Origin of the sequence: Mucilaginibacter sp. 3215 (genome assembly GCF_050433785.1) — a bacterium.
Classification (GTDB): Bacteria; Bacteroidota; Bacteroidia; order Sphingobacteriales; family Sphingobacteriaceae; genus Mucilaginibacter.
The window spans coordinates 96,518-108,554 of record NZ_JBNPWO010000003.1; the positions used below are offsets into that span (position 1 = coordinate 96,518).

At 38.7% G+C, this 12,037-nt stretch carries 17 protein-coding genes; 6 read left to right on the forward strand and 11 right to left on the reverse strand.

Annotated elements, in window-relative coordinates; genetic code table 11:
- The first annotated feature begins 6 nt into the window (after positions 1 to 6).
- A complete protein-coding gene (locus ABIC84_RS06905) occupies positions 7 to 405 on the forward strand; it encodes a hypothetical protein (protein WP_129568859.1) in 399 nt (132 codons plus the stop codon).
- A gap of 172 nt (positions 406 to 577) precedes the next feature.
- Positions 578 to 799, forward strand: a complete 222-nt coding sequence (locus ABIC84_RS06910; RefSeq protein WP_429263111.1) for a hypothetical protein — start codon at positions 578 to 580, stop codon at positions 797 to 799.
- A gap of 77 nt (positions 800 to 876) precedes the next feature.
- On the opposite strand, the gene ABIC84_RS06915 is transcribed toward ABIC84_RS06910, so the two are convergent.
- The 3 genes from ABIC84_RS06915 to ABIC84_RS06925 all read right to left on the reverse strand — a co-directional run bounded on the left by ABIC84_RS06915 (position 877) and on the right by ABIC84_RS06925 (position 3,082).
- Positions 877 to 1,452, reverse strand: a complete 576-nt coding sequence (locus ABIC84_RS06915; protein WP_090523809.1) for a YceI family protein — start codon at positions 1,450 to 1,452, stop codon at positions 877 to 879.
- A gap of 171 nt (positions 1,453 to 1,623) precedes the next feature.
- A complete protein-coding gene (locus tag ABIC84_RS06920; RefSeq protein ID WP_429263112.1) occupies positions 1,624 to 1,845 on the reverse strand; it encodes a YdeI/OmpD-associated family protein in 222 nt (73 codons plus the stop codon).
- 415 nt (positions 1,846 to 2,260) lie between these two features.
- Positions 2,261 to 3,082, reverse strand: coding sequence for an alpha/beta fold hydrolase (locus tag ABIC84_RS06925; protein WP_426580677.1), 822 nt, complete (start codon positions 3,080 to 3,082; stop codon positions 2,261 to 2,263).
- Positions 3,083 to 3,305: 223 nt separating this feature from the next.
- Between ABIC84_RS06925 and ABIC84_RS06930 the strand changes: the two genes are divergently transcribed.
- Both ABIC84_RS06930 and ABIC84_RS06935 read left to right on the forward strand, forming a co-directional pair.
- On the forward strand, positions 3,306 to 4,127 hold the full coding sequence (locus ABIC84_RS06930; RefSeq protein ID WP_426580679.1) for an N-acetylmuramoyl-L-alanine amidase family protein: 822 nt from the start codon (positions 3,306 to 3,308) through the stop codon (positions 4,125 to 4,127).
- A 251-nt stretch (positions 4,128 to 4,378) separates the two neighbouring features.
- Complete coding sequence (locus ABIC84_RS06935; RefSeq protein ID WP_426580681.1) at positions 4,379 to 5,026, forward strand: autotransporter outer membrane beta-barrel domain-containing protein; 648 nt, start codon at positions 4,379 to 4,381, stop codon at positions 5,024 to 5,026.
- Between the two features lie 52 nt (positions 5,027 to 5,078).
- On the opposite strand, the gene ABIC84_RS06940 is transcribed toward ABIC84_RS06935, so the two are convergent.
- The 8 genes from ABIC84_RS06940 to ABIC84_RS06975 all read right to left on the reverse strand — a co-directional run bounded on the left by ABIC84_RS06940 (position 5,079) and on the right by ABIC84_RS06975 (position 9,005).
- Positions 5,079 to 5,477 carry a GNAT family N-acetyltransferase gene (locus ABIC84_RS06940; RefSeq protein ID WP_426580683.1) on the reverse strand — a complete coding sequence of 133 codons (399 nt, stop codon included), beginning with the start codon at positions 5,475 to 5,477 and terminating at the stop codon, positions 5,079 to 5,081.
- A 167-nt stretch (positions 5,478 to 5,644) separates the two neighbouring features.
- Positions 5,645 to 6,016 carry a DMT family protein gene (locus ABIC84_RS06945; RefSeq protein WP_426580685.1) on the reverse strand — a complete coding sequence of 124 codons (372 nt, stop codon included), beginning with the start codon at positions 6,014 to 6,016 and terminating at the stop codon, positions 5,645 to 5,647.
- A gap of 90 nt (positions 6,017 to 6,106) precedes the next feature.
- Positions 6,107 to 6,757: a hypothetical protein gene (locus tag ABIC84_RS06950; protein ID WP_429263113.1), complete on the reverse strand. Its 651-nt coding sequence runs from the start codon at positions 6,755 to 6,757 to the stop codon at positions 6,107 to 6,109.
- A gap of 284 nt (positions 6,758 to 7,041) precedes the next feature.
- Complete coding sequence (locus ABIC84_RS06955) at positions 7,042 to 7,257, reverse strand: hypothetical protein (RefSeq protein ID WP_354481347.1); 216 nt, start codon at positions 7,255 to 7,257, stop codon at positions 7,042 to 7,044.
- Between the two features lie 125 nt (positions 7,258 to 7,382).
- The gene (locus ABIC84_RS06960) at positions 7,383 to 7,598 is read right to left on the reverse strand and encodes a hypothetical protein (protein ID WP_426580689.1); all 216 of its coding nucleotides are present in this window, start codon (positions 7,596 to 7,598) and stop codon (positions 7,383 to 7,385) included.
- 106 nt (positions 7,599 to 7,704) lie between these two features.
- Positions 7,705 to 7,986, reverse strand: coding sequence for a hypothetical protein (locus tag ABIC84_RS06965; protein WP_426580691.1), 282 nt, complete (start codon positions 7,984 to 7,986; stop codon positions 7,705 to 7,707).
- A 39-nt stretch (positions 7,987 to 8,025) separates the two neighbouring features.
- The gene (locus tag ABIC84_RS06970) at positions 8,026 to 8,409 is read right to left on the reverse strand and encodes a VOC family protein (protein WP_429263114.1); all 384 of its coding nucleotides are present in this window, start codon (positions 8,407 to 8,409) and stop codon (positions 8,026 to 8,028) included.
- A 5-nt stretch (positions 8,410 to 8,414) separates the two neighbouring features.
- On the reverse strand, positions 8,415 to 9,005 hold the full coding sequence (locus ABIC84_RS06975; protein ID WP_429263115.1) for a TetR/AcrR family transcriptional regulator: 591 nt from the start codon (positions 9,003 to 9,005) through the stop codon (positions 8,415 to 8,417).
- A gap of 315 nt (positions 9,006 to 9,320) precedes the next feature.
- Between ABIC84_RS06975 and ABIC84_RS06980 the strand changes: the two genes are divergently transcribed.
- On the forward strand, positions 9,321 to 9,542 hold the full coding sequence (locus ABIC84_RS06980) for a hypothetical protein (RefSeq protein WP_426580697.1): 222 nt from the start codon (positions 9,321 to 9,323) through the stop codon (positions 9,540 to 9,542).
- Between the two features lie 204 nt (positions 9,543 to 9,746).
- Complete coding sequence (locus ABIC84_RS06985; protein WP_429263116.1) at positions 9,747 to 11,981, forward strand: tetratricopeptide repeat protein; 2,235 nt, start codon at positions 9,747 to 9,749, stop codon at positions 11,979 to 11,981.
- Positions 11,982 to 12,037 lie beyond the last annotated feature (56 nt).

The following is a 12,037-nucleotide window of genomic DNA, read 5'->3' on the forward strand; positions in this document are numbered from 1 at the left end:
TATAACATGCAGATATTGAGAATTGGAAAGGTAATGTGGAGTCACGATTATGACCTGGCCACATTAGGGTTGGCAAATGACGGAGGAGCATTATTTGCATTTACCCCGCCACCACACCATTATAACGGCGAAATTATACTTACCCCTAAAAGCCTTGTACTTGACGGTGATAGTTATGAACATATCCCCCTTGATAGCCTTGAGCAATTATATTTAGGTTTTGACGAGCTATACAAACGTTCGATGGTACGGAACAATGGTTTATTCTGGCAACCGTTAAGATTGCGCTACAGGCTAAAAGAAGAGCTCATCACCTTATATCTTATTGTTGACCATACCCTTTTTGGAGCTAAAAATCAATTGTGGTTTAATACCCTAAAGCAACTGCTTTCCCGCAAAGCCTAATTGGACTTTCTTTTCTCCCTCTTTTTACCGGCGCTTCTTTCAAAGCTAAGCAGCTAATCAGCAAATTACCAATTCAGGTTGTAAAAATACCGTGTAACGGGTATTTTATAAAAAGAAACATAGTGGCATATTTACAGCGCATTAGTTGCGCTAAATACCATTATCACTTTTTATGAAAAAACTTGGTTTCCTGAGGCTATTCTCCTGCCTGCCCCTCATCGCCATCATCATTCCTGACATAACCGAAACGCTGATTAATCCGGAGTTTAAAGTACCCTTTACACATGTCTTAGCGAGCGCCGCCCTTATTGCAATAATTAGCATCTGTACATTAATAATCCGCTATCAAAAAAAGCAAGGATTAAAAATGCAGTACCTGCACTCCCAAGCATAGTTCTTCCACTGCCTGTATCATAAAACAAGAAAACGGCGCGGGTTATCCGCGCCGTTCCTGTTAATATATTTTTGCAATTATTTGGCTTTGCCAAACTCACCATTTGCTTTAATAGCAACTTCGTCGCTTACCATAGCGTTACCAAATTTTGAACCGAAGTTAAAATCAGAACGTTTGATGGTGCCGGTTAACTGGAAACCTGCGTCATCAGCTTTGCTCATTGGGTTTTGGATAGTACCACGGTACCATAAATCAAATGAAGCCGGTTTGGTTACACCGTGTAAGGTTAAGTTACCGGTAAGCTTGTAGTGCTTATCAGATGTTTTGGTGATACCGGTACTGGTAAAAGTAATAGTTGGGTAAGTAGCAACGTCAAAAAAATCAGGGCTTGTGATGTGCTTATCGCGCTGATCGTTATCTGTAGTTACTGAAGCTGTTTGTATGCTGATCTGGAATTTAGCATCGCTGAAATCAGGTTTAGCGGCAGTAATGGTTGCATCATAGTTTTTAAAAATACCATCAACATCAGATACCATTAAGTGGGTTACTGTAAATTTAACGTTTGAGTGAGCTTTGTCTACAGTCCAGGTAGTTTGTGCTGATGCCGCCGTGTAGGTGAATGCTGCAGCTAACAGGATAAAAATCTTTTTCATTGTTTTAATTTCTTTTTTGTTTTTGATTTATGCCTCAAAAGTATATAAATGATCCGGACTTCAAATAAAATAAATGTTTAAACATGTTTTTATTGAAATCGGATGACAATATACTACCATTTTAGTAGAACTTACAAGAAAAGTAAACTATTTCCCGGCGAGATTTATACCTTAGGTTTTTAAGGTTTTTTGTTTGTTACGGAGCATGATCAATGCCTTATCGGCCCTTACTTTACGGGTAGCTTCCTGCTTAGCCGAACCTATCCAATCACAATACCCTTGTTTGTATGATTTGGACAGGCTTTCAAAAAATGCATTGGCTTCAGCATCGTTATCAAGCAGGGCCTGCAGTTCGGCAGGTGTACCTTCAATATGTTCGCCGGGTTTAAGCATGTTTTTTATCTGGGTTTACTTCCAGATAAAGATATATTAATTGGAATAAACACCGGGTTGAAAAACCATAATTACGGCAAGTAAAACCACTAAAAGAAATGAGATAGTTAAAAGCGTGTCGATAAGCAGCCTTTGGTTTTTTGATTCCATATTACTTTACTTAAACAGTAAAAGCTGCAGGTTAGCTTGCGGTTGAGTTATTGTAAAAACGGTATCAGTCCGTAATTATTATGGTGCTTTTACCAAAAAGCATATGTAACGCAAATTCTATAAAACCTAAGGCAAATAAAATTGTTACCTAAAATAATTGAGATTTACTAAATTAAAGTAATTATGTGAGATAGCCCGGCCTAATAACCGGGCCATCTTTTTTTAAAGGCTTTATAACCAATTACCCCCCCTTTTTTATATTCCTTTAACGCCGGTGAAACGGTTGCTCAAAAAACTCATCCACTTTTTTATTAAACTCATCGGTATGTTCAACCAATGTGCCATGACCCGAGTTGGGCAGGATCCATAAATAGGCGTTCGGAATATTTTCGGCTATCTGAACGGTGTGCGTTGTTACAATAAGGTCATGGTCGCCGGCAATAATCAGCGACGGGCATTTAATAGCTTTCAATGCCGACAGTTTAATATGGGGTTCTTTATAATCAAGCATAAACACTTTCCTGTCGTTCTTTTCTTTGGCGGTGATAAAATGATAATCCTTTTTGCTGGCATATTCCTTTTCCATATCCTTCCATAAGGAAGGGATCAGCGCTGTAGAATCGGGCCAGAGGTTGGCACCTGTAGAGGCCAGCTTTATTACTTTTAGGGGATGGCGCATAGCCATCACCAGGGCGTTGATGCCTCCGTCGCTCCATCCTATCACATAAGCCGAATCGATATGCATTACATCGAGCAAAGCGGCAAAATCATCGGCCATCATTTCAAAAGTAAGTGAATCGCGCGGATCGGTGGATTTGCCATGTGCACGGCTGTCAACAGCTATCACCTTGTACTTCTTTGCAAAATAGGGTATATTTTTTTTAAAGGCATTGATGCTGCTACTGTTGCCATGTATCATCAGCAGGGGTTTGCCTTTACCATAAACTTCGGCATAAAGTTTTATCCCCCTAACATCATAATACTTACCGGCAGCGGCATTATCGCCATAAACAATACCTTTTTGCTGGCTGCAGGCCAAAAATGCCTGACATACCAATACAATTAACAACAGCTTTTTTAACATCATGATCACACCTGTTTAAGTCATTAAATATACATACATAATGCAAAGTTTGAACTTCTGTTGCGGACCCAGGCTATTATTTTTTAGATAGTGCTGTAAATCAAACATGTATTATATTTGCGCACTTTAACAAATGCGCTTTTTAAACCATACGGTTAAAACAATATCATACCTATAATTATTTGTTATAGAATGAATGTTTATAAACCTGTATACATATATGTTCATGCCTGCTTCCTTTCCTAAAAAATATAAAATATTTATTTCGCTTTTTCCTTTACTATGCGTGCTTTTCACTGCCAGGTGTTTCGGGCAACAGTCTGCACCAGCAAGCCCCAATCGTTTCAAATTTAAAACGGTTATTATCGATGCCGGACACGGAGGCAAAGACCCGGGATCGCATGGGACTTATTCAAAGGAAAAAAACGTTTCATTAAGTATCGCCAAAAAGTTAAGGGATGCCATAAACGATGAAATGAGCGGTATTAAAGTAGTAATGACCCGCAGCACCGATGTTTTTATTGAGTTGCATAAACGTACCGACATTGCTAACGACAATCATGGTAACCTTTTCATTTCCATCCATTGCAATTCATCGCCCCAGCGAAAAGGATCATCGCGGGGAACATTGTTGCTTGTATACGGCTTTCACCGCAGCCAGGAACAGCGTGAAGCATTGCGCGAAAATGCTTCGATATTTATAGAAAAGGATTACAAAGAAAAATACAATGGCTATGGCGATGATGCTGCGGTAAATACTATTGTACTTAACGCGTTTCAGCAAAAATACCGCAAACAAAGTATCCAGTTTGGCGACTTGGTTGATAACCAGTTTCGTAAAACTAATGGAAGGCATAGTTTGGGCGTAAAGGAACAGGGTGTTTTGGTATTGGCGCAAAGCGGCATGCCTGCCGTACTGGTTGAAACCGGGTTTATCAACAATCCATCTGATGAAGCATACCTGAACTCGGCCAGCGGACAAAACGAAATCGTACGATCAATCCTAACAGCGCTAAAGCAATACCGTAATAATTTAGAGGGGAATTAATAGTAACCGACCTTATTTCATCAACCTAATTAAACATTTACGCTTCGTTCTGATATTTATTTTATTGCTATTCAAATATTTATATCGACATAACTATAAAAAATCCATTTCAACGAGTTTTTCTAACTTATATTATCTATTTCAGCTCAAATTAAATTTATTTTATAAATATTATTAAAAGCCTTTCTCGGGCAAAATATCTTTTGTGTTTTTCCGTTTCAATGGCTTAACAAACCAAAACATTAACACAAATGAAAAAAATCCTAATCTTAATCCCCGCATTTTTATTGGCTTTTCAAATATCAAAAGCCCAAACCGAAAAAGGTTCACAAACATTGGGTATCGATCTGCAATTTATGTATCAGAAATCGACGCAAAACGCTTTTCAGTCGGTCCCCAACCCTTACGAATCTGAAGTTAAAAATACAAATTTCAGTATCGGTCCCAGCTATAGTTATTTTATAGCAGATAAACTTGATATTGGAGTAAATCTTAATTACGCCCACACCTCACAAAACAGTAAAAACAGTAATTATCCCAACAACGTAACTTCACATCAATATGGGGCTGCACTATTTCTGAGGAAATATTTTATGTTTGGCGATAAATTAGGGCTTCGCGCAGGACCATATCTCGGATACAGTCGCTACAATTTCAGATCAGCTGATACAAGTACTCCAACTAAAACTGACAGTTATGCAGCAGGAGCAACTATGGGTCTTGTTTATTACCCTACAAAAAAACTTGGTTTAGCCGCCACATTGGCCAATTTCTCTTACAGTCACAGCAAGATCAAAGACGATTATAACAGCCGGATTGGAAGTACTAATAACGTTAATTTCAATATAATTAACAATGGCGTATTACTCTCTGTATTTTATGTATTTGGTGGTAAATAAACGCTAAATCAGGGTAGGATGAAAAGATATAAATCATCGTCCTGCCCTCGTTTTATTTTACCCTATGGATGATAAAGCCGTTATGAACAGTTTCCATACCTACTTTAGGGTAATATTCCATAGCGGTTGTAGCCGAAAGCAGTAAAAGCATAGTTTCATCGCCAATGGCTTCCTTAGTTAGTTTAATCAGCTTTTTGCCTATCCCTTCTTTTTGATAAGCTTTAGTAACCGCCAGGTCTGAAAGATAGCAGCTGTAACAAAAATCGGTTAGCGCGCGAGATATGCCTACCAGTTTATCACCATCCCAAGCGCTTACCACAAGGTTTGAGTTTTGGTACATCCTGGCAATCCGTTGCTCATCATGGGTTGGGCGTTTCAGCCCTGCTGTATCATAAAGTTCTATCACTTGCCGGGCGGATGGTATTGTACCAGTTTTATAAGTTATTTCCATATTGTTATTGAGTTGTTTACAAGCTTTTAATCAAATGTAAACAGCATCTGCATTATCCCAATAAGCCAGGATTAAGAAAGCAGGTAGTCCAGCAAATATGAAAACGAAAAGGGGGCGGTAAGTTTTGCAGCGTATCATTCAGACCGCTTTACCTAAGTGTTAGCTAATTACCATTTTTTAAAAATAACAAATACCGCCAGCACAATTAGCCCGAAACCTACCAAATGGTTCCAGCCCAGTTTTTCATTTTTGAAAAGCAGGGTTGTGAAAATCATAAATACCGTAAGCGTAATGGCTTCCTGAATGGTTTTTAATTCAACCAGGGTAAAGGGGCCGCCGTTTTCCTTAAAGCCTCCTTCGTTAGCAGGTACCTGGAACAGGTATTCGAAAAAAGCCAATCCCCAGCTTATAAGTATAATGGCTATTAAGCTTAGGTTTTTGCCCCAGTCATACTCCTTAAACTTAAGGTGCCCATACCAGGCAAATGTCATGAAGGTATTGGAAATAAACAGGAATGTAATAGTACGTAAGCCTTTCATTAATACAAATATTTGGCGTAAATATCAGTAAATTGAGATTCATATCACCAGCAATTGCAAATTACTATACGTAACGCTACAAACCGATTATTAAAATTTGAAAACCAGCTCGGCCCCAAGCGAAAGAGAATTCCAGTTTTGTTTTGCCGAAACATCGCCCAAAGTTAGTTTCTGAGAGAAGAAGTTATATTTTGATTCGATGCTGATCCCCAACTTAGGAGTTATCGGAAATATTACCCCTACTTTGGGAGCATAATATAATGATTGCGACCATTTATCATAAACAAATGGATCTACGCCGTCAATTTCATAACCTACAGCAAAATCAGTAAAATATACCCCTAAGTTAACACCGCCATATACCCTGAAGTTATCGGCTATATCAATATTGTAAGCAGCACCGCCATATGCGGCAATTACGGGCATATCCGCATAATACGTATTAGCAGTTGAACCTGTACCTTCAACTTCCTCTGAAATTAAATATTCATCCGGCTTAAAGTTCATGTACCCTAAGCTTACACTTGCGGTAAAAGGCCCTAAAAACCTGTAAACGCTGGCATTAAAATTAATGGCAGGTTTAAAGGTATAATTAAAATTACCTTGCGGAATATCGACACCTGTACCTGCGGCTATGCCCCAGCCATCGCTAAAATTAACAGCGCCGCTGCCTCCGCCACCATACGTTAACGCCCGGCTGGAACGATGCTGGGCCATAGCATCGCTAAAACAACAAAACATTATAACTATTAAAAATAGCTTAAAACAGATAGCTGATTTTTTCATGAGGAGTAAGTACGCCTTACGGGGAGAAGTTAGATAATGGTGTTTAGGGTTCATTTACCCGTAAAAATAAAAAAATAAAGTTAACCCGGAACACTAAATTAATTTCAAACAAGTAAGGCCACAAAAAAACCTGGCTTAAATAAACCGGGCAACAGGGCTTTTAGGGTACTAAACAATATATCTTGTTTATAATGATTAATGTTAAAAACTACGGGTAACTGGCTGAGGCCCGTAATTTATTATTGCAACTGCGAACCAGGCCTGTCGCCAAATTTCCGGATATAGGCTATGCCCAATGTACAAGCAATTATAAAAAGGAATAAAAAACATTCAATATAAATATGAAACGGCGAAATATCTTGAAAGCGGCCGACTATAAAAGTAGAAATATCAGGCAGTAATAAGCCGAGCAATGGAAAGCCGGCAAACATTCTTAAAATTGCTAATTTTTCCATAATATTTAAGGTATAAGTTTAATACGTCTAATTTAAAACTTTAAAGATTAATAAAAAATAATATTTATTAAAAAGCAATAAATATTTTCGATATGGTTAATGGAAGTTTTTAATAATTAACAGCATCAGAGTTTATAATACTCCTCAATTGAGCGGCCTATTTCCTGCAGAGGGATCAGATGATCTCCGAAACGATGCTCAATAATTTCCCAGCAACCTTTTGTTAACCGGGTTATGGTGTAAAAAGCCGAGTAGTTTAATACACTGAAGGTGGTTTCATTAACAACCGAAGGTATAATTTTATAAGTCCGCTTATTAACTCTTAGTTCAAAAGGCTCCATGGGCATCCGTTTACACAAAAATATTGTGCAGTATACGGATATACAAGCACGACGCACCCCGTATTTTAACCCATTTTACACTACGTATTTTCACCCTAAAAAAGGGTTAAAAAGGCATTGCTTTTACCAATTCAAGTACATTTTGTTTTATTGCAGGATCGTTTTCAATAATACGAACAAGCTCATTATCGTCTGAAACAGAAACAATTACAAAGTTTTTATCCTGGTTCCAGAAACTACCGCTTATAACAACCTTGCCATTGCTTTTAAGATCAGCGTAATAACCATTTCTATCAACTAAACATTGTTCGTTATCCGCAAGGTTGCCAATCTCTTCAAAAAAAAGCATCACGTGATGCGGATCTTTATAAGCTGATGCATGTACCATAAGTTGATTATTTTATTTAATACTTAATTATTAAACTTATTAAGCTAAACAGGTAACCTCCGTTAATATATTGCCCGGAGCATTAAAATAAAACCCAAAACCACCACGCAAAGGTGCCGGAGCTTGCGTTACAGCTATTCCACCTTTTATCAGCCGGTCATAAACTTCGGCAACCTGCTCATGGCTGTCAACCAAAAAACCGATATGAAAAGCATCGGGGTAACTGTTGTTGCCATTCCGGTTAAAGGTATCAGCCATAAGCACCAGGATAAAGCCATCCTCGCCTTCCATTACGGCCAGCATATTATTACCTTTTACACTGGTACATTTAAAGTTAAAATATTGCTCAAAAAAATCAGAACAGGCGGTAACATCAGTCACCGGCAAATTAACGTGATTAAGTTTAATAGTGATTGCTGACATACTAATCAAGGCTTTAATGCTTTTAATACCAGACCCAATGCTTGCTCCATCAGTTTATCATCCAATTTAAAACTGCTGTTCACATAGCTGTTGCCCTGGTTATGAAATTTGATAAGCTGATAAAGCGGCGCATATGCTACTGCCCAATAAACCTCAAAAGGCAAAGGGATCAGTTGCTGCTTTTCTTCGGCATTACGCATAAATGCGCCCAGTACCTGCCCAAAATTAACGGTAAGCATAGCAGTTACTTTTTCATAAAAATGGGTATAGCGCATAATTTCAATAAACTCCATGTCTAACGGACATTCTATGAAATATTCGAGGCGGTTGCGCCATTGTACCCTCAGCCCATCTGCAAAATCCATATCAGGCGAAAAATTTTGGAGACTAAAGGTCATCATCTTTTCGGCTACCCCAACGCAAATACTGGTTATTAATTCTTCTTTATCTTTATAATAGATATAGATGGTAGCCGGTGACACTCCCGCGGACCGCGCAAGCTTATTTACCCCAAAACCGTCAAGACCTTCAGCCACTATCAATTCTATCGCCTTCTGGCGTATTTGGCGTTCTTTATGTTCGTCGCGGGGTCTCATTTCAATACAAAAATAAGTGAGCGTTCGCTTATTTAAAAATTTATTTTTTATTTTCCCCTGATATGGGCTAAAAACCTATATCACCCCTAAAAAAATCTATAAAAAAACACGAAAGTTAAAACAATAACCGGCAAACAATGTTCTATGATCACTTAATTAATAATTATTAAAAATTGCAGAGGCATTTTATAAAACATGCCTTCAAAATTGTTACCCGGCTGGTTTTGAAGGTTTCAATTAAATGAATGCAAATTTTGTTTAAATTACAAAAAAATAATACGTACCTTAGCATTGTCATACTAAATGTTAATAATTATGGAAAAATTAATAATATTAAGAATGTTCTTTTGCTTCCCGCTGGTTGGTCTGTTGGTTCCGGACGCAGGTATTTTGTTGTCAAACTTCCCTGGCAACGTCCCGGTAATTCACGTTGTTATTGAGGTAGCATTATTGGTGTGCATTGCGCTTTGTACAGCCGCGATAGCATATGGAAAAAAACGGAATCAGGACAGGACAAACGAAGCCTCTTTTTCCTGATCACTGATCTAAAAAATAAAGGAATACTCCTGTTTGGTTTTAATTAAACTCTTTAACGTTGGGGCTTTTACGCCCCAATTTTACCCCAATACCCACTGCCCCTCATTCATTTCTTATTAGTTATAAGATATTTCATGATGGTATAAGTTTTGCCATAGTCAATAACAGATTTTTATTGATATTTGATAAACCGCTGCCGTGTTCATGAAAAAAATTCTATTTCTGCTTTTTTTGCCGCTATGTTCATTTGCCCAAACAGCAAGTAAATATATCCAGGAGGGAAACTCAAAAGCCAATGCAAGGAATTATAAGGATGCCATACAAGATTTTACGCGCGCTATAGAATTAAACAACAAAAACGCGGAAGTTTTTTATTACCGGGCAAATGCATATGGCAATCTTAAAGACTATAAAGCAGCTATTAATGATTATGCACAGGCTATTGCCCTGAAAGCCGATTTGACCAACGCCTACCTATATAAAGCCAATGCAGAGGCTGCCATACAAGATTATCAGGCGGCCATTATCGATTTTGACCGCGCGATTGCGTTGGGACCAAAAACTGCAGACATGTTCCACTACAGGGGCAATGCCAAAAGTAACATGAGTGATTATACCGGCGCCATTGCCGATTTTACTACGGCACTTCAATTTACACCAAACGACGCCGATCTGTATAAATACCGAGGCCTTGCCAAAAACAATAATAACGATTTTACCGGGGCCATTGCTGATTATAATATGGCTATTAAACTAAGCCCTAACAGCGCCGAAATCTATCAATACATGGCAGGCAGCAAGGCCAGCATAAACGATTATAATGGCGCCATTGCTGATTATACCAAAACACTATCGCTTAATCCCGATAACGCTGAAGCTTATTTTTATCGGGCAAATACGAGGGCAAAACTAAATGATTTTAAAGGCGCGGTTGATGATTATAAGAAAGCAGCCGCTATCAACCCCAACCTTAAAAACCTTTTGCTTTACATGGCCAATGCCCAAAGCAGCCTGGGCGATTCCAATGGTGCTCTTGATTATTTCAACAAGGCAATTGCGCAATTCCCCCGGAATTCAAATCTGTACCTATATCGTGGAATTATTAAAAGCGACAAAAAAGATAATCAGGCCGCTTTGGAAGATTTTAACAAAGCTATTGCCCTTGCCCCCAAAAACGGTGATGCATACCAAAGCCGTTCATTTTCAAAGCTGGCATTAGGCAATTACGAAGGCGCCAGAGCCGATGCCGATTCGGCAATTAAAATAAACCCTAACAGCATAAGTGCTTACGTAACCTTAAGCAAAGCTAAAATGGCCACGAAGGATACCGCGGGAGTGATTAGTGATTTAACAAAAGCAATCAGCCTGAACAGTAAAAGCGATGAAGCTTACCTGTCGCGCGGCGATGCTTATCGCGATTTAGGAATTCCCTCAGCTGCTATTAACGACTATACGAAGGCCATTGCTATAAATCCGATTTATACTTATGCCTTTTTAAACCGGGCTATTGAAAAAACCAAACTGGGTGATTATGCCGCGGCTGTAACTGACCTCGAAAAACTGATCAGTATTGCCCCGCAACAGCAAAATGGTTATTCACGGCTGGGTAAAATCAATAATTTTTATAAATACACTAACAATGGCGTACAAATATTTACCAGGGCTATAGCACTTAATCCTGCAAATGCTGATTTTTACCTTTATCGGGGTGAAGCAAAGGCCGCCATAGGTGATGCAAAAGGGGCCATGGCCGATTATAATACCGGTGTACTTAAAGCCCCTAAAAATATCACACTATTGTTGAAGCGGGGCCTCGCCAAAGCAGACGCTGAAGACAACAACGGCGCCATAGCCGATTTGAGCAACGCACTAAAAATTGACTCATTATCAGATTCAACCGCTTTAGTATGGCAAACGCGGGGTTTTGTAAAAGCCAAACTTAAAAACTATAAAGGCGCCCTCGCTGATCTCGACCGTGCCGTGTCAATTTACTCAAACGACGAAACCTTTTTAATCAGGGGCGATACTAAAATGGCTATGAAGGATTATGCCGGCGCTGCCGATGATTATCATAACGCCATTTATATGAACGATACCAATGTAAAAGCTTACTCGCATAGCGGTATTGCTAAAAGTAATCTCGGGGATGCCCAGGGAGTGAAAGAAGATTTTGCAGCCGTGTTTAAACTTGCCCCTAACAATCCTGATCTATATATTGACAGGGCTGTCGCCAAAATAAATTTAAAAGATTTGAACGGAGCAATTTTAGACTGTAATACCGCTATAAGCCTCGACGCGAAAAAAGGCCGGGCCTATTTACAAAGGGGCCTTGCAAAAATAACCCTTGATGATAAAACGGACGGTTGCGCCGATATGAATAAAGCGTTAAGTATGGGCGTACAAGAAGCGTCTGATTCTATTATAAAATATTGCAAATAACAATAACTTTTCGTTTACAATACTCGTATAATAAGTAACTATTAACTGATCTATAA

Excerpts from the sequence above, each read along its gene's own strand:
- ABIC84_RS06955 (WP_354481347.1), bottom strand. The coding sequence starts at position 7,257 with ATGGAAAAATTAGCAATTTTAAGAATGTTTGCCGGCTTTCCATTGCTC.
- ABIC84_RS06910 (WP_429263111.1), top strand. The coding sequence starts at position 578 with ATGAAAAAACTTGGTTTCCTGAGGCTATTCTCCTGCCTGCCCCTCATC.
- ABIC84_RS06935 (WP_426580681.1), top strand. The coding sequence starts at position 4,379 with ATGAAAAAAATCCTAATCTTAATCCCCGCATTTTTATTGGCTTTTCAA.
- ABIC84_RS06945 (WP_426580685.1), bottom strand. The coding sequence starts at position 6,016 with ATGAAAGGCTTACGTACTATTACATTCCTGTTTATTTCCAATACCTTC.
- ABIC84_RS06940 (WP_426580683.1), bottom strand. The coding sequence starts at position 5,477 with ATGGAAATAACTTATAAAACTGGTACAATACCATCCGCCCGGCAAGTG.
- ABIC84_RS06980 (WP_426580697.1), top strand. The coding sequence starts at position 9,321 with ATGGAAAAATTAATAATATTAAGAATGTTCTTTTGCTTCCCGCTGGTT.
- ABIC84_RS06915 (WP_090523809.1), bottom strand. The coding sequence starts at position 1,452 with ATGAAAAAGATTTTTATCCTGTTAGCTGCAGCATTCACCTACACGGCG.
- ABIC84_RS06965 (WP_426580691.1), bottom strand. The coding sequence starts at position 7,986 with ATGGTACATGCATCAGCTTATAAAGATCCGCATCACGTGATGCTTTTT.
- ABIC84_RS06950 (WP_429263113.1), bottom strand. The coding sequence starts at position 6,757 with ATGTTTTGTTGTTTTAGCGATGCTATGGCCCAGCATCGTTCCAGCCGG.
- ABIC84_RS06985 (WP_429263116.1), top strand. The coding sequence starts at position 9,747 with ATGAAAAAAATTCTATTTCTGCTTTTTTTGCCGCTATGTTCATTTGCC.
- ABIC84_RS06925 (WP_426580677.1), bottom strand. The coding sequence starts at position 3,082 with ATGATGTTAAAAAAGCTGTTGTTAATTGTATTGGTATGTCAGGCATTT.
- ABIC84_RS06905 (WP_129568859.1), top strand. The coding sequence starts at position 7 with ATGCAGATATTGAGAATTGGAAAGGTAATGTGGAGTCACGATTATGAC.
- ABIC84_RS06920 (WP_429263112.1), bottom strand. The coding sequence starts at position 1,845 with ATGCTTAAACCCGGCGAACATATTGAAGGTACACCTGCCGAACTGCAG.
- ABIC84_RS06960 (WP_426580689.1), bottom strand. The coding sequence starts at position 7,598 with ATGGAGCCTTTTGAACTAAGAGTTAATAAGCGGACTTATAAAATTATA.
- ABIC84_RS06930 (WP_426580679.1), top strand. The coding sequence starts at position 3,306 with ATGCCTGCTTCCTTTCCTAAAAAATATAAAATATTTATTTCGCTTTTT.
- ABIC84_RS06975 (WP_429263115.1), bottom strand. The coding sequence starts at position 9,005 with ATGAGACCCCGCGACGAACATAAAGAACGCCAAATACGCCAGAAGGCG.
- ABIC84_RS06970 (WP_429263114.1), bottom strand. The coding sequence starts at position 8,409 with ATGTCAGCAATCACTATTAAACTTAATCACGTTAATTTGCCGGTGACT.